Here is a 19,689-nt window from a genome sequence, read left to right as displayed (position 1 = left end):
GGGTTCTTTACCGTTTTTTAGTGCCCTGAGCCGCCGCATCACGGCTTCTGCCGAAGGTTTTTTTGCCCTTAGGTTTATCAGTGCGGCGAACCACGACGTTGTTTTTTTCGTGCACAAACTTCTCGCCGGGTTGCTGTGCAGGGATCAGATGTCTTGGTGTGTTACCAATCAGATCTGCACGACCCATGGCGATTAAGGCTTCGCGCAGGATAGGCCAGTTATCTGAATCGTGATAGCGCAAGAAGGCTTTGTGAACCTTGCGGCGGTGGCCGTCTCTGATGACATCTACCTTTTCCGAGCTTCTTGCCAGCTTTCTTAAAGGATTACGGCGGGTGTGCCACATGGTGGTCGCCATCGCCATCGGTGTAGGCGTAAAGGCCTGTACCTGATCAGGCTGGAAGTCGTTTTTCTTCAGCCATAGCGCAAGGTTAAGCATATCTTCATCGCTGGTGCCGGGGTGGGCCGCAATAAAGTAGGGAATCAGGCTCTGCTTTTTGCCTGCTTGCTCAGAGTAATAATCAAACATCTCGCGAAAGCGCTCAAACGTGCCGATGCCGGGCTTCATCATCTTAGATAAAGGCCCTTCTTCAGTATGCTCCGGCGCGATTTTTAAATAGCCCGATACATGGTGGGTGGCTAGCTCTTTGACATACTCAGGGGACTCCACCGCGATATCGTAACGCACGCCAGAGCCAATGGTAATGCGCTTAACGCCATCAATTTTGCGGGCTTTTTTGTACAGCTGAATCAGCGGCGCATGATCGGTATTCAGGTTTTCGCAAATGCCGGGGTAAACACAGCTTAAGCGCCTACAGGACGATTCGATTTTTGGATCTTTACACGATAGGCGATACATATTGGCAGTTGGGCCACCCAAGTCAGAAATTTGCCCAGTAAAGCCCTTGGTTTTATCGCGGATATCGACGATTTCTTGCAGGATAGATTCTTCCGAGCGGCTCTGGATAATCCGGCCTTCGTGCTCGGTAATTGAGCAGAAAGTACAGCCGCCAAAACAGCCACGCATAATGTTGATCGAGAAGCGGATCATTTCCCAAGCCGGAATATGCGCTTTGCCATAGCTTGGATGCGGATTACGGGCGTAATGCTGGCCAAAAATATAATCCATCTCCGGCGTGCTCAGCGGAATCGGTGGCGGGTTAATCCACACATCACGCGAGCCATGCTGCTGCACCATCGCCCGGGCATTGCCGGGGTTAGATTCTAAATGCAGGGTGCGGCTGGCGTGGGCATAGAGCACAGGGTCAAAAGCCACCGCTTCATAAGCCGGAATGCGGATCACCGTGTGCTGGCGGTCGGCCTGCTTAGCGGCAATGCGCTCGGCCTTGCTGATCAGGCGAATCGCCTTGGTGTCGCTGGCCGGGGTGATGTCTTTTTCAGACTTTTCCGGCAGCATTTCATAAGGGTCGATATGTTTATCGATGCGGCCTGGGGTATCTACCGTGGTGGAATCCAGCTCTGCCCAGCCTTCAGGCAGCCAGCCCTGTGGGCTCATAAACGCCGTGCCGCGAATATCCTTCATATCTTTAAGTTTTTCGCCCGCAGCTGCGCGCTGGGCGACTTCAACCAAGGCGCGTTCGGCATTCCCAAATAAAAGAATATCGGCCTTGGAGTAAATCAGCGCCGACTGGCGAACTTTATCACTCCAGTAATCATACTGAGCAATGCGGCGCAAGCTCGCTTCAATCCCGCCAATCATAATCTGTACGCCGGGATAAGCCTCACGGCAGCGCTGGGAGTAAACCGTAACGGCGCGATCAGGCCGCTTACCACCCATGCCGCCAGCGGTATAGGCATCGTCGGAACGTGGCTTTTTATCTGCGGTGTAGCGGTTAATCATCGAATCCATATTGCCCGCGGTCACGCCAAAAAAGAGCCTTGGTTTACCCAGCGTTTTAAATTCGTCCGCAGATAACCAGTCTGGCTGACAAATAATCCCGACCCGCAGCCCCTGCGCTTCTAAAAGGCGGCCAATCAGGGCCATGCCAAAGCTGGGGTGATCGATATAGGCATCCCCTGTGACCAGAATAATGTCGCACTCGTCCCAGCCCAATACGTCCATCTCGGCACGGCTCATAGGCAGGAAGGGGGCGGGTTTGCGGGGGAAAACACCTGCAGGCAGGGTAGAAATAGCAGTAGGAGCGGGATTCATGGCTTTGATGAGCAATACTAATCGCGCATTGTCGCAGATTTAGCCCCGCTGCATCAAAAAAATGCTTGTTTTTCATGAGGATATGTAAATGCTGCCTCTGAACGGCAGGGAAATAAGCTTAAATACTCGGGGGGCTGATTTTCTGTGCAGAAGAGCGCGGAAAGTAAAATACGGGGAGTAATCGCTCCCCGTATCTTTTAAATCAATAAGATATCTATTGCTATCGCTTACCAGCTTACCTTGCCGGTGCCTACGTCATACATCGCACCAACAATTTTGATTTTGCCTTCATCTTCCATCTCTTTCAGGATTGGGCTCATATCACGAATTTTTTGCACGGTGAGATGCACATTTTCATCGGCCACTTTTTGTACAAATTCATGGTTTTTAGAGTTACGCTCGCCATCGGTTTTTGTGGCCTCAACAGCAGGTTTTAATTTATCGATTAAGCCCGTCAGATTGCCCAATTTCACATCATCGCAAGCGCCTTTAATTGCACCGCACTGGCTGTGGCCCAGTACGACAATTACGCGTGAGCCGGCTACTTTGGCTGCGTATTCCAGGCTGCCAAGAATATCTTCATTTACGGTATTACCGGCTACCCGGGCGGTGAACAAATCGCCGATGCCTTGATCGAACACTAATTCTGGCGCTGAGCGTGAATCAATACAGGAAACTACACTGGCAAACGGATACTGGCCTAGGCCTGTTTGCGTCACTTGTTTTTTATAATTGCGTTTAATCGATTTATTGCTGGCAAACCGCAGATTACCTGCTTTTAAAATATCCAGAGCGGCGCTTGGCGTAATACTGGCTTGCACCGCTTTAGTCATAGTTTTACCAACGGCATAGGGCTCAGGCTTGACTGTGCCGCCATGATCATCAGATGCAGAAGCCAGTGCAGAAGCCAGCATCAGTGAAAGTGCCAGTGGTCGAATGAATGTCAGTGATTTCATCTTTATTCCTTGGGGTTGATTGGCTTATTTGCTATCTGCTTTGCGTAAATGAAATGCAGTTGTTCATAGCTGCAACAAGTTTACTTTCGTTTTTATAAAAGATAATGAAAGTTTTGTGTTTTTGTTTTTCTTTTTTCTTACGTAAGGCTGATTATTTTTAGCATGCTTTGTTGCGTTCAGGTATTCATATTGACTGAGCGGCAGCTTTCAGGATGGATGCAGGAGGATGACTTGATCGGCTCAAATACGAGAAGGCCGCTGTTTTTGATTTAAGTGGGTTTATGCCTGATTTAATGGGCTGCATATCCGGATAAGCCGTGGCAAGTTTACAAAGTGCCGCAAGTGCTCAGAAGGGGTAGAATTGCGCCTTGCTGCAAGCTCAGCCATTGGACGCACCATGACAGAACATCACGAAATCAAGCCCGGCCAGTCGGTCGAACTGCTCAAAGAGCTGCATATCCTGACCCGCGACGGCAAGCTCAATCAAGATAGCCGCCGCAAGCTCAAGCAGGTTTATCATCTTTACCAGTTTATTGAGCCACTCTTAAAAGAAGTGCAGGCGGATCACCCTGAAGTCACCTTGGTTGACCACGGCGCGGGTAAGTCTTATCTGGGCTTTATTCTTTACGATTTATTCTTTAAAGATAAGCCGAGCTCCGGTCATATCTATGGCATTGAAACCCGCGATGAGCTGGTTAAAAAATCGCAAGAATTAGCTCAGCGTCTTAACTTCCCCGGCATGTCTTTTCTGAATTTATCGGTGGCAGAATCAACAGATTCTGACCTCTTGCCTGATACCATTGATGTAGTTACGGCACTACACGCCTGTAATACCGCCACCGACGATGCCATTGCTTTTGCGCTTAAAAAGAAAGCCAAGTTTATGGTGCTGGTGCCCTGCTGCCAGGCCGAAGTGGCAACCGTGCTGCGTAAAAACAAGGCTAAATCACTGAAGAACCCGCTGGCAGAAATATGGCGTCATCCGATTCATACCCGTGAATTTGGCAGCCAAATCACCAATGTATTGCGTTGCCTGCAATTGGAAGCGCACGGTTACCAAGTGACGGTAACGGAATTGGTAGGCTGGGAGCATTCGATGAAAAACGAATTAATTATCGCCCAGTATAAAAACTTGCCACGCCGCAAACCCGCCGAACGCCTTGCTGCCGTGCTGGCCGAGCTGGGCTTGGATGAAATGGGTGAGCGGTTTTTTACGGCGTAATCGATGGCTAAGGCGAAAAAAACGTTAATCCGGCTCTGTTAATAAAGAGGGTAAAAGAAGGCGTTTTTTTGTTGGCGTGGTTTTAGCCGCGAAAACACCGTTGGTTCAATAAGTTCGTGGCCAAAGCCCTTGGCGCAGATTGAGGTAAGTGTTGGCTGGCGATGCTGCTGGCAAACACTTACACCGATGCATTTGTTTATTCATGATTCAATTTCTTTGTCATGATTTGAGATTGCGGCAGAAAATGCTGAGCTTCATAAAAATCAATGGCCTGCTGATTAAATTTAAAGACTTCTAAGCGTATTTCACAGGCTTTTTTGCTTGCTGCCCATTTTTCTACAGTATTAATCAGCTCTTTACCCAAGCCTCGTCTTTGCTGTGCCTGAGAGACAAGAATAGTTCCAATTCTGCAAATAATCCGGGGCTGTAAAAGCGTAATCGCTGAGGTGTCAGTGATTTGAGCGCTTACAAATCCAGCGATTTGGCCGGAAGATCTGGCGATAAACATCACCCCGTTTTCTGCCGTAATACAGGATGCCCATAAATCTCTGTCACGAATTATGCCTGATGCCGGGGCAAATATTTCTGGCTGCTGCAGATTGTGTTGTGTGGCAATTTCATCGGCCAGAATGCAGATATCGCTTAAGTCTTCCAGGCTTGCCCTTTTTATATTCATTGTTTTCATCCCCATAAATTAATTTGTACTGGCGGGATTAAACCCGCTCTCTGCATCGACATCGCCATTCTTCCATTCTGGCGGCTGCAATCATCGCTGCTTTGCGCAGGCGGTGCTCAAGGCCTTCATCTGTTTCTGCTTTTGCATGGAACCCATGCCCGTGATGGCGGGTATCACAGAATGCCATTGGCTTAACTAGCATTTTGCTGATTAGTGCTTTCATGGTATCTCCAATTTGCTTTTTAAATTTGTAATTGGAGTGTATTTTGATTCATTATCTGGATAAACCCATGATAACTGGACAAACTGTTCCTCTATGAAAACAATGCCTTCGTCCGATGCGCTCCTGGTGTTTGATGCGCTTGCCAGGCTGAGAAGCTTTACTGCAGCGGCGGATGAATTGGGCTGTGCTAAAAGCTATGTAAGCCAAAATATTAAGCGGCTGGAAGCTGATTTAGGTGCCGTGCTGGTTTTACGGACCACCAGAAGGGTGACACTGACCGAGGTGGGGCAAACGCTGGCCATGCGGGCTGCGCAATTGCGGGTACTGATGGAGGGCTTGAAAGCAGAAGTCAGCAGTATGCAGGATCAGCTGGCTGGGCCATTGCTGATCAGCAGCCCAAGTGGCATAGGGCAGTATGTACTGGCACCGGTTCTGGCCGAGTTTGCTATTCAATATCCTGGGGTGCAGGTCCATATGACTGCGCAAAATAAGCTGCAGGATATGGCTGGTGAGGGAATCGATTTTTGCCTGCATTCACGCACGGTGCTGGATGACAGCATGGTAGCGCGGCCCCTAGGTTTTACTCAAAAACGCCTTTATGCATCGCCGCTGTATTTGGCTAAGGCGGCCAAATTGCAGCATCCTTGTGATCTGCAGCAGCATCAAGTGTTTTGCCATGAAAGCCTGCACGAGCAGATGGGCTGGCAGCTTGAGAAAAACGGCGAAGTAGTCAGGGTAGAGCTGCGGCCTACACTGGTGTGCAATACCTTTGGGGCAATTGCCAGTGCGGTGGAGGCGGGCTACGGCGTGGGCCTCTTGGATAATATTATTGCGGCACCCTATTTGCGTCAGGGCTTAATGCAAGCGGTATTGCCGGATTGGCTAGCTACCCCTAAGCCGTATTTTCTGGTATTTCCTTACCGGCAGCCCATGCCTAAAAAATACGAAGCATTTATTCAGTTTGCGGTGCCACGTTTGCAGGCAAAGCTGAAGGAATCGATGAGCGCTGATACGCTGGCCGGCTGAATAATTTGGGCGTGCCGGGTTTACGCGAGTTATAAACCACGCCGCTGATGATCAGGATCATGCCAATAAATTGCGGCAGGCTGGGCGACTGGCCAAGCGCAATGGCAATTAATGTTGCAAATATTGGTGCCAGATTCATAAAGATGGCCCCCTGTGCCGGGCCAATCTTGCGCAGGCCCTCATTCCACCACACAAAGGCCAGTGCTGTACAAAAGAAGGCCATGGCTGCAATAGCCAGCAAAACATTCCATGCGGGAATCGTGTAAAAATCGCTGCTGATGCTGGCTGAAACGGCTGTCATAAAGGCGGCCCCCATCATAATGGTGACGGTGGTGGTGTGCAGGGGGGATACGCCACGGACAAAGCGTTTTGGAATCACTGAATATAAAGCCCAGCTAAAGCTGGCAATAAGAACCAGAGCATCGCCGAGGGCAAAATGTAAATCGCGGATGGTTTGCATAGAGCCGCCGCTAACAACAATGGCTACGCCAAAAAAACTTAATCCCATGGCCAGTATTTGCTGGCTGTTCAGTGATTCTTTTTGAAAAAAAGCCGTGAGCAGCGCGGTAAGAATAGGGCTGAGCGCCATAATTAAACCGGCATTAATGGCCGAGGTTAGCTGTAATCCATAAAATAAAGAAAAATTGACGCCCATAATGCCAATCACAGACATAAATAATAATGGGCGAATATTATTGCGTAACGCTTGAATATCCCATTTCTCACGCAAAGAAACAAACGCAAAAAGCATTAAGCCAGCAATGATAAACCGCCAGCTGCCAACCACCATGGGGGATAAAAATTGCACTGTATATTTGCCGATATGAAATACTGCTCCCCAGAAGAAGACAGTCAGTGTGAGTTGTAGATACGTCAGCAAATGTGGCATGGTGTGTACTGCTTTGGCTTGAAATTGCCGTCATTATTGTTGCTGATCCTTGAGATGTATTTAGCCCTGAATGGAAAACAGTTTTCTAAAAATGAAAAATACTGATTTGGATTGGAATGACTTAAAGTATTTTCTGGCGGTGGCGCGTGAAGGTGGCCTCAGTGCGGCAGCGCTTAAGCTGGGTAGCAGCGCATCAACAGTGTCCCGGCATATTTCAGCTTTGGAAAACCGCCTAGGGGTTAAGCTGTTTTTGCGGCAGCAAATTGGTTATCTGCTTACCGATCAGGGGGTGAGCATTCTGGCAAGGGTGACCGAGGTTGAAAATGCTATGTTCACCGTGGAAAGAAATAGCGATCAATTGCAATCCATTGATCAGGTCAGCGGCTTAATCAGGCTGGCTGCGGCTGAATCATTAGCCAGTTATTTAATCATGCCGCATATGCCGGAGTTTCTGACGCTTTATCCAAAAATGCAGGTAGAGCTGTTAGTGGGTGCATTACCGGCTAATTTGGCCAGGCGGGAGGCGGATGTGGCCTTGCGTTATGGCGACTCAATTGTGGTCGATAATAACCAAGATTACATCACGCATTTTGTGGGTTATGTGCATTTTGCGCCCTATTGTTTAAAGTCTTTATTGGCAGATTTGGGGCCAAATCAAGACCCGTGGCAGGCATTGCCTATTATTGAATTAAGCGATTGCTGGGCCTATTTGCCAATGGTGAAATGGTTAAAGCAGATTACCCAAAACCGTGCCCCGCTGATTAAAGGCAATACGCTGCATACTCAGTATGTGGCGGTCAGATGCGGACTGGGCATTACCCTGCTGCCGGAATATGTGGGCGATATTGACGAAACACTGGTTAAACTGGATGCCCCGTCGGTGGTGCCGTCGCGAGAGCTTTGGCTGGTTTATCACCGTGATTTAAAAGCAAGCCAGCGCGTGCTTGCCATGAAGAACTTTTTGACTAAGCTTCTGGCTCAGGTTTTAGATTCATAGGTTTTAAGCTGTGCTTTGCGCCGGGGTGTTCGCCCTGGCTTCATTCTGTAAATCTTGCGTTCTTATGCTGCCTGCTCAGGCTGCCACTCCTTTTCTATTCTGATTACTTTATCCCACTCAGGGCGGATCCCTTTTTGTAAGCAAGAGGTGGGCTTCGCCTTGGATTTATTCCCTCGTAATATTCCATTGTAGTAAAAATACGCGATACTACAAAAAAATCTGTTACAAAACTACATTGGCATACTATTTACAGCTGATTGAAAGCAATATAAAGTAAATAAACATAAGATACTTACTTTAAATTGTCATTTAATTGTTGATGTTTGAAATTAAATTTTACATCATGAGCCGCTGATGTAGTTGCTTTGCGGCCATCTGCTTTGCTCAACAGTCATACGAAGTCTCACGGCTTGATTATTCAAAGTGTATTCAAGCTGGGTTTTTGATCAACTTGAAGTCAAAGGAAAGAGCATGTCTAAGCTACAGATCAGTGTTGTAATTCCCACTTATAATCGGGCCGATTTATTACGCTACACCCTTGAGTCTCTGGTTTTGCAAACGCTGGACAAGCAATTATTTGAGGTGATCGTGGTGGATGATGGCGGCTCGGATAATAGCGAAGAGGTGGTCAGTGCGTTTGCTGAGCAGCTGAATATCAAATATTTCTGGCAAGAAGACAAAGGCTTCCGGGCGGGCAAGGCGCGCAATATTGGGACCGCCATTGCCGAAGGCCAATATATTGTTTTTATTGATACTGGTGTGCTGCTGGGCAGCAAAACACTGGAAGTGCACGCTCAAGTGCACAGCCAGTCTGAGTTTCCGGTGGTGATTATTGGCTATGTTTATGGCTTTGAAGTGGATAACAGCCTGCTGGAAGAAATGTCAGCGCAGATTGATTATCAAACGCCTGATGCCACCATTAATCGGCTGGCCTTGCTGGGCGCGCATGATATTCGCCAGCAGCAATACGATGAGCTGGGTGACAACATCAGCAACTGGCCTGCACCCTTTGATATCTTCTGGACTTGCCATGCATCAGCCGAGCGCGGGCAGCTTTTGAAAGCAGGCTTATTTGATGAATCATTTAATAGCTGGGGCGGGGAAGATGTTGATTTAGGCGTGCGTTTACATTTGAATAACAATCAGTTTTCAATGGAGCGCGAAGCCGTATCATTCCATTGGCCACATAAGAAAGAAGTGGATGATCAAAAAGAGCAATCGGAAATCGCCGCTTTACGCATTCATCAGAAGTATCAGCTATGGTCAACCAGCTTTTATGGCAAAGACTTAAATGATGAAAAATATTCATTAAATAAAGTCATTAAAATTCATCGCGATTATGCGATTAAAAAAACTAAACGCGCCGAATTGCTTGAAACAGAGGGGGCATAAAATGCCTTGCGAATATCAGAATATATATCTTATTGCGCCTGAATTAGCTGGCAGCCCAGCCGAGAATGTGCCGGAAAAACTCATCAGGTATCAGGTTAATATTGGTTCAAATACGCATTTTTCAGGCACGCCTCGTTTAGCGTATACAAGGGTGATTGATAAAGAGCTGCTGGATGCAGATTTGGCAGAGCGGGAAATAGATGAGGCTCTGTTTGCGGGCAGTATTACGATTGGCAGTCAGTGTTATATCGAATCTGGCCATATTCCTGCATTTCATAATTTGCCGGTTAAACTTAGCACGGTGCAAATTAATGACGGCCCGGTTGGGCAAATAAAAATTGGTGACCGGGTGGTATTGCAGGGCGCTGCAATTTTGGCTTATCAGCGCGTAGAGATTGGCAATGATGTTATTTTTGGCCCTATGGTTACCATTATGGATAGCAGTGGTCATCCCTTGCTTGGACGTGGGCAGGCTGGCGAGGCGGCAAGAATCCGCTCGGCTCCGGTGCGGATTGGTAACGGCGTTTGGATTGGCGCCGGTGCAACCATTCTGAAAGGCGTAACAATCGGCGAGGGCGCAGTGATTGGTACTCAGGCAGTTGTCAGTGAAGATGTACCACCTTTTTGCGTGGTAACGGGCAATCCAGCCAGAGTGGTAAAGCATTTGCAAAGCGATCATCAAGTGGATGTCAGCGCTGTGGAAAAAATGCTGGCGGTGTTTTAGGCTGAGGTCCAGCGGCTAAAGCCCCCTTGCATGGGTAAAACCGTTTACTTAAGCGATTTTGCTTAATTTCCCCCCTTTGAAAAAGGGGGAAGCAAAACCAATACCTTAAGTGAACGGCATTACCTTGCATGGGGGCTTTTTCTTAAAGAGGGGCCAGCTTCATCGGAGATGAGCGTATTTTTACCAAGACAATGAGGGTGGCTTTCATTAGATTTCTTGCTTGCCTTTCTGCAGACTGATTCTGGAAGCCTGTGACTTCGTTTCTATCGTATCAAAAAATATATCTCCTTAGTTTTCTGAGCTGCACGGCTTTGCACGCCGCAAATTTGCCTGATTTACCCGACGCTCAGGGTAGCGGCTTGGGTAAAATTAATTGGGAAGCCGATGGGGCAAGCCTAGGGTTTAAGACGGCAACAGAGCGTCTTACTGCAAGCATTGCCTATTCGGAATCAAATCAAACGGCTTTGAATCTGGATGCGGGCTTTGCGTTGAGCGATTATTTTGCTTTGGGCGCTAATCTGGCGGTGAGTGAGGGTTTTCAGGAGGCGCTGCTTACGGGTGTTTTCAGTACCCCTGATCATTTGTGTTTAAGGCTTTCTGCAGGGCAGCAGCAGGCACAGAAGCAGTTTCAGTTTACATATGGCAGTGATGAGCTGGAGATGCGGCAGAATAATTATCTGTTGAACCTAAAAAAGAGCTGGGAAAGGGGCCGTGTTTTATCAGAGCTGGGTGTCACGGTCTATGCCGCCGATCCAAGCCTTAAAAACAAAGGTCTCGCGCAGGAGAGCAGCAGCGAGCTGTATTTTGATCCGCGTATGTCCAGTACCCGGCGTCAGGGGGCTGTTTACAATATCAGCCTTGCACCCAGTTATTTTTCCAAGCTTGATTTTGGACTGGGCTATCAGCGTACCCAGGATGTAGCAGGGGCTCAGTGGGGGGAAAATGAGCGGCAATCTTTAGTGCAATACAGCCAATATTTTGCCAACTGCATGCGCCTTAGCGGGGGCTATAACGGCAGTGAATCCAGCCGTCTGTATAACCTAGGGATTGCCAAGGATGAATGGAGTCTGACGGCTACCCGCTCTCTGGAGCAGGACTTTGCCCAAGGCAATGTTGTGCTGCGTTATGCGCTTCCCTTGTATGGGGGCGGTACGAAAAGCCGGAGTTGTGCGCAGTATCTGCCTACTCCCAAATCCTATACTCCTGTATTAAGCGAGGCTATTCAACGGCCATCCCCTAAATCGGCACTGGTTTATAGTGGCTTGAGCGGCGTTGTGCCTGAAAAAAATGCGGATGCAGGCGGGGTGAGTATTGATATCAGCAACCGCCAGACTATTTTACTGTTGCAGCCTGTAAAGGCGATTATTGCACTGCAGAGCGCAGATAAAGCCGTAATTCGCGAGCGTGGGGCGGAGTTATTTGTGCTTGAGGCAGGCACAATCAGGGCGATGCTGACACGTTTTCAGCAGGCAGGCAGCTATATTCTGGATGTGCAGCAAAGTGATGGCGCGATACTGCAAATTGAGGTGGAAGTGAGCAAAGCCGCCGCAGAGCTGGGGGGAGATGCAAAGCTGGTTTCGGTAAAGCGTATGAATTTCCCTACGCTTTTAGGCCTGCAGAGTGTATTGCCAGCACAGTTTGCCCGTATGCCCGTGGCAGAGCTGGCGCTGTTTAATGCTGAGCAATTGCGCTCATTACCCCCCGGGGCGATTGCGGCCATAACGGCAGCTCAGCTGGCCGTATTAAAATTACTGCCGGTATTGAGCCCGCAACAACTGGGCGCTCTGCCTCCCCAGCGCTTGATCGACATGAGCCCTGAGCAACTGGGCTCGCTATCACGGCCCCAGCTTGGTGCTTTAAATGCAGATGATGTTGTGTTCAGCCCTCAGCAACAGGCCGTTTTGCCTATGCCAGATCTGGCTGCGCTGACGATGACCAACAAAACCCTGGATGATGAACCGTTTTATATCCCAGCGCCTGCCAGTAATAGCAAAGGGATGATCCGCTATTACAGTAGCCAGCCAGAGGTTGCTGCTGTGGATGAAAGAACCGGCTGGGTTACGCTGCTAAAAGCAGGTGAAACGGTGATTGAAGCCAGACAAGCCGCTAAAGGAATCTATACGGCAGCCAGTGTAAAAGCACCGCTGCTTGTTCAGGCAGGGCAGGAAATTGGCCCGCTTGAATGCAGAGGGGGGAGTGAGGAATTATTTCAATCATCTCGCCCAGACTTGTGGGATAAACCCATCAGCAATATTGAATAAATATGCAGGCTTCAGCCCTACTGCATAAAGGGAGAGGCCGCATTATTTTCAACAGACCTAAGGAAAAACATGAAATTACTCTGTATCACCGGCGGATCTGCGGGTTTGGGCGCGGCGCTGGTCAAGCTGTACCAGGCTCAAGGCTGGCAGGTGTGTGAGTTTTCGCGCAGTGGGCAGCTTGCAGGGCATATCAGTGTTGATCTGGCGGCAGGCAATGCGGCAAGTCTGGTTGACAGGCATTTTTCCCAGCTGGCCAGCCAAGAATGGAAAGAAGTGCTGCTGATTAATAATGCCGGCATGCTCAGCCCGCTGGCCCCGGTTGCCACGCTCAGTGATGAGGCCATTGCCACCAATCTGAGTGTGAATTTCAATGCGGCGATCCGCATTATTGCTGCGTTTATCCGCCATTTTGGCGATCTGCCCGCACGTAAAACCGTGCTGCAGGTTTCATCCGGCGCAGCAATTCGCGGTTATGGCAGCTGGTCTTTATATTGCGCCAGCAAAGCAGGCTTGGAGCACTTTATTCGAGCGCTGGCGGTGGAGCAAAGCACGGCGGCTCACCCTGTGGTCTGTATTAATTTTGACCCAGGCGTAATGGATACCGCCATGCAAGCCGAAATCCGCTCGCGTACAACAGAAGAATTCCCCGATGTTGGCCGCTTTATTGCCCGCAAAGAGCAGGGCCTATTGCGCCAGCCTGCAGATGTGGCGGCGGCGATTGCAAGGCTGGTGGCTTCTGAGATTCAGGGCGGCGAGCGATATAGTGTGGAAGAGGTGTGAGTTTCATCTTTTGAAGGGCGGGTGAAGCACCATGTGCGCTCACCAAAATCAAAAAGACCTTTTTAGTGCCTTCGGCACGTTGATTTAGGAGCGGTAGCCACCGCGGGGGCCTTCCTTTCTTGAACGGCCAAGAAAGGAAGCGAAAGAAGGCCGCCCCACGAAACACGAAGGCCCCTTCTCTGCGGACAATCGAGGCGGCGGCGGGCGGGACTCGCTCATGCCTCGCTGCCCCTGGCCGAAACCCCACCCCGCTTGTTCCTCGCTCCGGCGTGTTTCAAGGGGGATTGAAGCCCCGTGCTAGGAGCTGCTGCATGAATGCAGACTACTGGGTTTTTAAAAGACTAAAAACCTACAAAACAACTTATTTCAAACCCATTTTTTCTCTGTGCAACTCCGTGTTCTGCGGGACATTCGTGGTGTTAGTTATTCACTGTATAAACCTGCCCGGTCTGTGCGCCTTCTACGCTTTTGCTGTAGGCCAGCGCTACTTTGGCGGCGGGTACGGCGTCAAAGCCTCGGAAGTAGGGGCCGTAGCTTTCAAGGGCTTCTTGTAATACGGTTGGGCTGATGCTGTTGATGCGTAGGCCGCGTGGTAATTCGATGGCAGCGGCTCTGACAAAGCCATCGATGGCGGCGTTGACCATGCTGGCGCTGCTGCCAAAGCGAATCGGATCGCTGCTTAAAATGCCGCTGGTTAAGGTGATCGAGCCACCGTCATTTAATGCGTTTTGCGCGGCCAGCGCCAGATTCACCTGCCCCATCAGTTTATCGTTGATCCCAATGGCGTAATGGTCGGCGCTAAATTCGGCTAGCGGAGCGAAGTGTACATTCCCTGCCGCAGAGATCACCGCGTCCACTTTGCCTACTTCTTTAAACAGCGCGGTGATGCTGGCTGCGTCTTTTAGATCGACTCTGTATTCGCCGCTGCTTCTACCGGCGGTGATGATTTCATGGCGTGCTACTAGTTCTGCAACAACAGCTTTGCCGATTGTGCCATTGGCACCGATAACGAGGATTTTCATTGTTTTCTTTCTCTGAAGTTGGGTTTGCTAAACAGGCCCTATGCCTTTGATTAGCTTTGATTGTGTACAGCCACTAGCATAAACAATCTTTTGTCGAAGATAATTAGCTCAATAATCAAACGAGTGTTGCCATGATGGAAACAATCAATCAGCAAGTGATTTGGGCCAATACTTTTGCCTGTGTGGCAGAGCAAGGGAGCTTTACACGGGCGGCAGAAATCTTGGGCTGTTCTAAATCCTATGCCAGCAAGCAGGTATCGCAACTGGAAAATCTGCTGAAAGTCGCGCTATTTTTTCGCACTACACGCAAACTCAATCTCACCGAGGCGGGGAAGGTTTATTTGGCACATTGCCAATCGTGGCAGGCGCAGGTTTCGGCCGCTCAGCAGGCTGTGCAGGCTTTGCGTGAAGAGGTGGCAGGCTTATTGCGTATCACTGTGCCGACTAGTTTTGGTGGGGTGTTTATGTCGCAGATATTAATAGCGCTGCGTGAGCGATATCCAATGCTGGAAGTCGAGCTGGATGTCAGCCGCGAGCCGCGGGATTTAGAAGCCGATGGCTATGATTTGGCGGTGCGATCCGGCTATTTGGGGCACGAGCGGCTGGTGTCTAAGCCCTTGGTATCGGCGCAGCTTTGCCTTGTTGCATCCCCGGCTTGTATTGCCCGCTCGCCAGAGCTGGCCTCACCCAGCGATTTGCTGGCTTGGCCCTGTCTTACCAACTCTCACTTTCGTGATCCTTGTCACTGGGTTTTTAATCGTGGCAATGAATTACACGCGGTGGATATTAGGGCAGAGCTCAGAATCAGCGATTATGGTTTGCTTAGAAATCTGGCCTTAGATGGCGCTGGGGCCGTTTGTTTGCCTTATTACTTAATTGCCGGAGACTTAGCCAGCGGGCAGTTGCAGGCGCTTTTGCCCGAATACAGCCTGCCTGCGCAATCGTTATATCTAGTCTATCCGCAGCGCCTGCCCCAGCCGGCCAAGCTGCGGGTGCTGATCGATTTTCTCTCTGATTGGTTTGCACACAATCAGCAGGCAACGCATTGAGCTGCAAAGTGCAAGATCTGTTGTTTGGCTCTCTGTGCTCTGTGTCCAGATTGGGCTCTGTGTCTGCCGCATTTTTTGCTGCAGCGGCTGCCGCTTAAAACAGCACCTCATCCAGCCGCTGGCTGAAGTCTTTGGGCTGGATCACATCGCTGCGTAAGATTTTAACCGGCAGGATGCAGCGGTCCAGCCATTGGCCGCGCTCTGCCAATACATGGCAGAGTGTGATTTCTGCGGCATCTTCAGCCTGGCTTTGTACGCCCATTTTATCGAGCTTTAAGGATTGGATTTCCAGTTTAAGATGGCTGTTGGCATCGGTTAGCGAGGTTTCCAGCAGGGCGAGCAGGGCATCTGGCTCCAGTGCGCTGCGGCAGGCGCTAAATTCTGCAGAGAGTTTTTCTACTTCTTGTGTGAGTCCGGCATAGCGCGGCTCGGTGGGTTTGCAATAACGCCAGCTCATGCGGACTTCATTCAGCTCGGTTTCCAGCTGGCGCTTAAATTGCTCTCTGGCTTCGATATGCCAGGCTGCGTTGCTAGCCAGCAGCCTGAGCAGGCGACTGATGAGTTTTTCTTGCAATTCTGCAATGCTGCCCGCCACCTGGCTGATTTGCTGGCCACGGCAAACCAGCACTTGCTGGGCCACATCCTGCCTGATGTTGTCGCCGCAGATTTCCATGCCATAGCGTTGCTGTAACTGGCTTTGCATAATCAAAACAGCATAAGCGTGATCGGCTAGCGGATTTTGTGCAAACCAGTTTCTGACTTCTTCGGAATAGCTGATGGTTTCTTGCACGCTTTCGGCAGTGCCAAAGGCCGCATGGGTATGGGCTTCCTGGCTCCAGCTTCGGCTTGACAGCTCTACCGGCGCGGGCAACTGCATCACGATGCGCCCGCTCCATGAGTGGGCAATGGCATAGGCATTTTGCAGGCGAGCCAGATAACGGCTGGCTAGTTTAATGCGCGGATTGGCGCTGTCTGCTAATGCTGTCAGCAGGGCTGGATCACAGGCAGGCGCAGCGGGTTCACGGGTAAAAACAGCGCGGAGCGCATTCCAGAGTTTCATGGGCTATCCAAATAAAGTGTACTGAGGTCGGGCTCTTCCAGCTTGCGGATTTCACGTGCAGGGTTCCCTGCTACTAAAGTGCAGCGCGGCACATCATGTGTAACTACCGCTCCTGCTCCCACCACGCTGTGATCACCAATACTGACTCCGGGGCAAATAATAGCCCCTGCGCCTATCCAGACATTAGCGCCAATGTGGACAGGTTTTGCAGTAAAGGCATACCTTTGGCGTTCGGTGGGATCGACGGGGTGGTTAACAGTGATAATCTGAACATGAGGACCAATTAAACTGTGCTCCCCTATCGTAATGGGGGCGCCACCTAAGAGACTAACTCCCAGATTGATCATTACTTTAGGGCCAAGTTCAACTTCCCAGCCGCGTGATAAATACAGTGGTGGATAAATATTGACGTCTTTTGCCTTTGCAAAGAGTGCCGGGATCAGCTCGCGGCGCTCATCTGGCGTGCTGTTGTTAAATTGTTTAAGCAGCACTTGTTCTTTAATAAATGGGGCAGGGTCAATGTTTTCTAAGTCGCTAAAATGATAGTAAATCGTTTCAGGCATAGCAGGCGTTCCCTTGCTTGTTTGCGTTTAAGATTTTTTGCTTACAACCCACACCCCCAGCATTACAAGGGCTGCGCCTAGCCATTGAATGGCCGTCAAGCGTTCATCCAGAATACTTATGCTCATTAAAATAGACAGCATGGGGCCAAGGCTGCCGATGATGGCAGTGCGGCTGGCACCGATACGGCTCATGGCGGCGGCTGTGGCATAAATCGGCAGTACGGTTGCAAAAACGGCCATTGCGGCAGCAAGGCCGTAAACCGGTAGGGGTTGAACGAGGGCATTGATGGGATGAGTGATTAAAAAATGGCAGAGCACGGCAATGCTCGAAACGGTAAGCCCCAGCTCGGTAAAGCGCATTGCTCCTACTCGGGAAATCATCGTTGGGCTTAGGCTCATATATAAGGCATAGCAGGTGGTGCTGGCCATAATGAAACCGATGCCCACCCAATCTGCATTGGCCTCAGCTAAGCCAGGTGCAATCACAAGCGCGATGCCGAGATAGGTGAGTGGCAGCGCTTGTTTCATCCGCCTTGTCATCACCGTGCCGGTAAGTAGCACCGAAAACAGCACCGTGAGTGTGGGATAGAGACTGAGGATCAGCCGCTCTAAGCTGGCGCTGACTGTAGTCAGGCCAATAAAGTCGAGCACGCTGGATAGGTAATAGCCTAAAAGCCCTAAGCCAATCAGCGCCAAATAATCGCGCCCTGCCAAGCGTGCTTTGCTGCGCCACAGGCTGTAGCTGGCTAAAATCAGCAGCACAAATAACATGCGTAAGCAGACTAAGGTAATGGCGTCTGTGCCGTGGCGGTAAGCCAATTTGGCAAAAATGGCTTTGCACGAAAAGCCCGTAGCGGCAAAAATGGCCAGAATAACGCCAAGGCGAAATGAGGAGCTGCTTGCGTTACTATGCATTCTGAGATTGCCCTTCTGGCTATTTGTGCTTTTGGAAACAGCTTTCCGCCTTTAAACACTTTATCCTGTGGTTTAAGTTGTGAGTTTGCCTGAGCTTGGTTTGTTATTTTTGGGCTATTTTTGCTAAACCCGCCTGGATCAGGTGATAGGCGATGCTGGATTTCCCAGGCAGCTCGGGCAGGTTTTCAAGGCCAAACCACTGCGCATCTTCGATCTCTCCTTCCTGCGGTGTGATCTCTCCCGAAACATAATCAGCAATAAAAGCCAGCATCAAAGAGTGCGGAAAAGGATGACTTTGGCTGCCAAACCAGCTCAGGTTGGAGACTTTTACCCCTACCTCTTCATAAATTTCGCGAAAAACAGCCTCTTCGCAGCTTTCACCTGCCTCTACAAAGCCGGCAAGTGCGCTGTAAACGCCAGGGCGAAAATGGGGCGAGCGGGCTAGCAGCAGCTGCCGGTCTTTCTTAATCAGCACCATAATTGCAGGTGAAACTCTGGGATAAGCACGGTGCAGGCAGGCCGGACACTCTCTGGCGGTTTCTTTATTCATCCTAGTGGTTGCTGTGCCGCAGCAGCCACAAAAGCGATGCTGCCGGTCAAAGGTCAGTAATTGCTGTGCCCTTGCTGCAATCCAATAATGGCTGTCTTCAATTAAACCCCAAGCCGCTCGCAGGCCAATGGCTTGCAGATCCGCTGCATAGGGTGTGTCTTTATGCCAGGCCATCAGCACACATGACTGGCTCGCCACACTACCAATTTGTACTGAAATTTCTGCGCAATCATGCGCTGGTAAATCGTAATGCTCTGGCAAGCGGCCATCGGAAAAAACCAGAAGCTGATCGCCGATAAAAGCCAGGCAAAGACTGTTTGCGCTGGCTGGCAGATGTTTGTATTCGGGAATAAACGCTGTGGGAAGCATGGCCAATTCTTTAAAGTGAGTCGGGCGGTTCTGCAATGCCCGTATCTTAATGCACAGCTTTAATCAGTAGTGATATTCCTGTCAGAATAGTGACACTTTCAAAGCAGCGTTTAATCATCTGATTACCCTGCTTTAAACCCCAATGTGCCCCCAGATAGCCGCCTAGGGCAGAGGCCAGCAGTAAGACTGGAATCCACGGCCAGTAAACGCCAGCTTGCAGGGCCAGCGAAATGGCTCCGGCGCTATTCCAGAATAGTCCCACCAATACCATGGTGTAAGCCACGGCTTGTTTGTAATCCATGCCAAACCAGTGCACTAGCCACAGCGTGACAAACAGGCCCGTGCCCGAAGTAAAAGAGCCATTCAGCACGCCAATAAAAAATAAACCGGCCACGCCCAGCCATAGTTTTGAGCCGCTGCGATGGCGGCTTTGCTGCTGCTGGCCAAGAGCTGGGGAAAACAGTGAGTACAGGCCTAAGCCACTGGTCAGAATCGCCAAGATGAATAGCGTTAATTGTTCAGGAATATGCAAGACCAAGAGGGTGCCAATCAGTACGCCTGGTAAGCCGCTGGCTAGTACTAAGGCAGAAAAACGCCAGTTTAGTGTGCCTGCTTTTAAATGTTTGAAAGTGGCCCCTAGCCCCAGCGCCACACTGGCTACTTTATGCGTTGCCAGTGCCACAGGAAATGCTAGGCCTAAAAACAAGAGAATAGGCAGTTGCAGCAGCCCCGCGCCACCGCCTGCCAGCGCAGAAAGCGTATTGGCGATTAAAGAAACAATAAATAAGGCGAGCAATTCAATCATTGGCGTTTACTTAGGCTGGTGGGCGTATATCGATTTAAAT

General features: G+C 50.0%; 19 protein-coding genes. 8 read left to right on the top strand and 11 right to left on the bottom strand.

What is annotated here, in order from left to right; translation table 11 throughout:
- Positions 1-7: 7 nt before the first annotated feature.
- The gene (locus tag DYD62_RS15820; RefSeq protein WP_115228904.1) at positions 8-2,170 is read right to left on the bottom strand and encodes a YgiQ family radical SAM protein; all 2,163 of its coding nucleotides are present in this window, start codon (positions 2,168-2,170) and stop codon (positions 8-10) included.
- Positions 2,171-2,397: 227 nt separating this feature from the next.
- Positions 2,398-3,126: a carbonic anhydrase family protein gene (locus DYD62_RS15815; protein ID WP_207916603.1), complete on the bottom strand. Its 729-nt coding sequence runs from the start codon at positions 3,124-3,126 to the stop codon at positions 2,398-2,400.
- Between the two features lie 397 nt (positions 3,127-3,523).
- On the opposite strand from DYD62_RS15815, the gene DYD62_RS15810 reads away from it, so the two are divergent.
- Positions 3,524-4,348 (top strand): class I SAM-dependent methyltransferase, encoded by an 825-nt coding sequence (locus DYD62_RS15810; RefSeq protein WP_115228902.1) that lies wholly within the window; start codon positions 3,524-3,526, stop codon positions 4,346-4,348.
- A 196-nt stretch (positions 4,349-4,544) separates the two neighbouring features.
- On the opposite strand, the gene DYD62_RS15805 is transcribed toward DYD62_RS15810, so the two are convergent.
- On the bottom strand, positions 4,545-5,024 hold the full coding sequence (locus tag DYD62_RS15805) for a GNAT family N-acetyltransferase (protein WP_165928698.1): 480 nt from the start codon (positions 5,022-5,024) through the stop codon (positions 4,545-4,547).
- A 37-nt stretch (positions 5,025-5,061) separates the two neighbouring features.
- Positions 5,062-5,247: a hypothetical protein gene (locus DYD62_RS15800; protein WP_115228409.1), complete on the bottom strand. Its 186-nt coding sequence runs from the start codon at positions 5,245-5,247 to the stop codon at positions 5,062-5,064.
- Positions 5,248-5,340: 93 nt separating this feature from the next.
- Between DYD62_RS15800 and DYD62_RS15795 the strand changes: the two genes are divergently transcribed.
- Positions 5,341-6,273: a LysR family transcriptional regulator gene (locus DYD62_RS15795; protein WP_115228408.1), complete on the top strand. Its 933-nt coding sequence runs from the start codon at positions 5,341-5,343 to the stop codon at positions 6,271-6,273.
- On the opposite strand, the gene DYD62_RS15790 is transcribed toward DYD62_RS15795, so the two are convergent.
- Positions 6,200-7,162 carry a DMT family transporter gene (locus tag DYD62_RS15790; protein ID WP_115228407.1) on the bottom strand — a complete coding sequence of 321 codons (963 nt, stop codon included), beginning with the start codon at positions 7,160-7,162 and terminating at the stop codon, positions 6,200-6,202. The genes DYD62_RS15795 and DYD62_RS15790 overlap by 74 nt on opposite strands.
- Before the next feature lie 91 nt (positions 7,163-7,253).
- Here DYD62_RS15790 and DYD62_RS15785 point away from each other — a divergent pair, with 91 nt between their 5' ends.
- From DYD62_RS15785 to DYD62_RS15765, 5 genes are all read left to right on the top strand, one after another.
- The gene (locus DYD62_RS15785; RefSeq protein ID WP_165928697.1) at positions 7,254-8,159 is read left to right on the top strand and encodes a LysR family transcriptional regulator; all 906 of its coding nucleotides are present in this window, start codon (positions 7,254-7,256) and stop codon (positions 8,157-8,159) included.
- A 471-nt stretch (positions 8,160-8,630) separates the two neighbouring features.
- Positions 8,631-9,551 (top strand): glycosyltransferase, encoded by a 921-nt coding sequence (locus tag DYD62_RS15780; RefSeq protein ID WP_115228406.1) that lies wholly within the window; start codon positions 8,631-8,633, stop codon positions 9,549-9,551.
- 1 nt (position 9,552) lies between these two features.
- Positions 9,553-10,275, top strand: a complete 723-nt coding sequence (locus DYD62_RS24315) for an acyltransferase (protein WP_276527793.1) — start codon at positions 9,553-9,555, stop codon at positions 10,273-10,275.
- Between the two features lie 311 nt (positions 10,276-10,586).
- The gene (locus tag DYD62_RS15770; RefSeq protein WP_115228404.1) at positions 10,587-12,536 is read left to right on the top strand and encodes an Ig-like domain-containing protein; all 1,950 of its coding nucleotides are present in this window, start codon (positions 10,587-10,589) and stop codon (positions 12,534-12,536) included.
- A gap of 69 nt (positions 12,537-12,605) precedes the next feature.
- Entirely contained in the window at positions 12,606-13,316 is a 711-nt protein-coding gene (locus DYD62_RS15765) for an SDR family NAD(P)-dependent oxidoreductase (protein WP_115228403.1), read from the top strand.
- A 419-nt stretch (positions 13,317-13,735) separates the two neighbouring features.
- On the opposite strand, the gene DYD62_RS15760 is transcribed toward DYD62_RS15765, so the two are convergent.
- Positions 13,736-14,338 (bottom strand): short chain dehydrogenase, encoded by a 603-nt coding sequence (locus DYD62_RS15760; RefSeq protein WP_115228402.1) that lies wholly within the window; start codon positions 14,336-14,338, stop codon positions 13,736-13,738.
- 131 nt (positions 14,339-14,469) lie between these two features.
- Between DYD62_RS15760 and DYD62_RS15755 the strand changes: the two genes are divergently transcribed.
- Complete coding sequence (locus DYD62_RS15755; RefSeq protein ID WP_115228401.1) at positions 14,470-15,387, top strand: LysR family transcriptional regulator; 918 nt, start codon at positions 14,470-14,472, stop codon at positions 15,385-15,387.
- Positions 15,388-15,481: 94 nt separating this feature from the next.
- Here DYD62_RS15755 and DYD62_RS15750 read toward each other — a convergent pair whose 3' ends face one another.
- From DYD62_RS15750 to DYD62_RS15730, 5 genes are all read right to left on the bottom strand, one after another.
- Positions 15,482-16,447 carry a hypothetical protein gene (locus DYD62_RS15750; RefSeq protein ID WP_115228400.1) on the bottom strand — a complete coding sequence of 322 codons (966 nt, stop codon included), beginning with the start codon at positions 16,445-16,447 and terminating at the stop codon, positions 15,482-15,484.
- Positions 16,444-17,010, bottom strand: coding sequence for a sugar O-acetyltransferase (locus DYD62_RS15745; RefSeq protein WP_115228399.1), 567 nt, complete (start codon positions 17,008-17,010; stop codon positions 16,444-16,446). The genes DYD62_RS15750 and DYD62_RS15745 overlap by 4 nt, the downstream gene beginning before the upstream one ends.
- A 27-nt stretch (positions 17,011-17,037) precedes the next feature.
- The gene (locus DYD62_RS15740; RefSeq protein ID WP_115228398.1) at positions 17,038-17,925 is read right to left on the bottom strand and encodes a DMT family transporter; all 888 of its coding nucleotides are present in this window, start codon (positions 17,923-17,925) and stop codon (positions 17,038-17,040) included.
- Positions 17,926-18,028: 103 nt separating this feature from the next.
- Complete coding sequence (gene nudC / locus DYD62_RS15735) at positions 18,029-18,844, bottom strand: NAD(+) diphosphatase (protein ID WP_115228397.1); 816 nt, start codon at positions 18,842-18,844, stop codon at positions 18,029-18,031.
- A gap of 46 nt (positions 18,845-18,890) precedes the next feature.
- Positions 18,891-19,649 carry a sulfite exporter TauE/SafE family protein gene (locus DYD62_RS15730; RefSeq protein WP_115228396.1) on the bottom strand — a complete coding sequence of 253 codons (759 nt, stop codon included), beginning with the start codon at positions 19,647-19,649 and terminating at the stop codon, positions 18,891-18,893.
- Positions 19,650-19,689 lie beyond the last annotated feature (40 nt).

Origin of the sequence: Iodobacter fluviatilis, assembly GCF_900451195.1 — a bacterium.
GTDB lineage: Bacteria > Pseudomonadota > Gammaproteobacteria > Burkholderiales > Chitinibacteraceae > Iodobacter > Iodobacter fluviatilis.
The sequence above is the reverse complement of the archived record's forward strand: the minus strand, read 5'-3'. Positions and strand labels throughout refer to the sequence as shown.

Coding starts and splice junctions, on each gene's coding strand:
- DYD62_RS15745 (WP_115228399.1), bottom strand. CDS start 17,010: ATGCCTGAAACGATTTACTATCATTTTAGCGACTTAGAAAACATTGAC.
- DYD62_RS15750 (WP_115228400.1), bottom strand. CDS start 16,447: ATGAAACTCTGGAATGCGCTCCGCGCTGTTTTTACCCGTGAACCCGCT.
- DYD62_RS15730 (WP_115228396.1), bottom strand. CDS start 19,649: ATGATTGAATTGCTCGCCTTATTTATTGTTTCTTTAATCGCCAATACG.
- DYD62_RS15790 (WP_115228407.1), bottom strand. CDS start 7,162: ATGCCACATTTGCTGACGTATCTACAACTCACACTGACTGTCTTCTTC.
- DYD62_RS15820 (WP_115228904.1), bottom strand. CDS start 2,170: ATGAATCCCGCTCCTACTGCTATTTCTACCCTGCCTGCAGGTGTTTTC.
- DYD62_RS15800 (WP_115228409.1), bottom strand. CDS start 5,247: ATGAAAGCACTAATCAGCAAAATGCTAGTTAAGCCAATGGCATTCTGT.
- DYD62_RS15785 (WP_165928697.1), top strand. CDS start 7,254: ATGAAAAATACTGATTTGGATTGGAATGACTTAAAGTATTTTCTGGCG.
- DYD62_RS15810 (WP_115228902.1), top strand. CDS start 3,524: ATGACAGAACATCACGAAATCAAGCCCGGCCAGTCGGTCGAACTGCTC.
- nudC (WP_115228397.1), bottom strand. CDS start 18,844: ATGCTTCCCACAGCGTTTATTCCCGAATACAAACATCTGCCAGCCAGC.
- DYD62_RS15805 (WP_165928698.1), bottom strand. CDS start 5,024: ATGAATATAAAAAGGGCAAGCCTGGAAGACTTAAGCGATATCTGCATT.
- DYD62_RS15760 (WP_115228402.1), bottom strand. CDS start 14,338: ATGAAAATCCTCGTTATCGGTGCCAATGGCACAATCGGCAAAGCTGTT.
- DYD62_RS15815 (WP_207916603.1), bottom strand. CDS start 3,126: ATGAAATCACTGACATTCATTCGACCACTGGCACTTTCACTGATGCTG.
- DYD62_RS24315 (WP_276527793.1), top strand. CDS start 9,553: ATGCCTTGCGAATATCAGAATATATATCTTATTGCGCCTGAATTAGCT.
- DYD62_RS15755 (WP_115228401.1), top strand. CDS start 14,470: ATGATGGAAACAATCAATCAGCAAGTGATTTGGGCCAATACTTTTGCC.
- DYD62_RS15795 (WP_115228408.1), top strand. CDS start 5,341: ATGAAAACAATGCCTTCGTCCGATGCGCTCCTGGTGTTTGATGCGCTT.
- DYD62_RS15780 (WP_115228406.1), top strand. CDS start 8,631: ATGTCTAAGCTACAGATCAGTGTTGTAATTCCCACTTATAATCGGGCC.
- DYD62_RS15765 (WP_115228403.1), top strand. CDS start 12,606: ATGAAATTACTCTGTATCACCGGCGGATCTGCGGGTTTGGGCGCGGCG.
- DYD62_RS15740 (WP_115228398.1), bottom strand. CDS start 17,925: ATGCATAGTAACGCAAGCAGCTCCTCATTTCGCCTTGGCGTTATTCTG.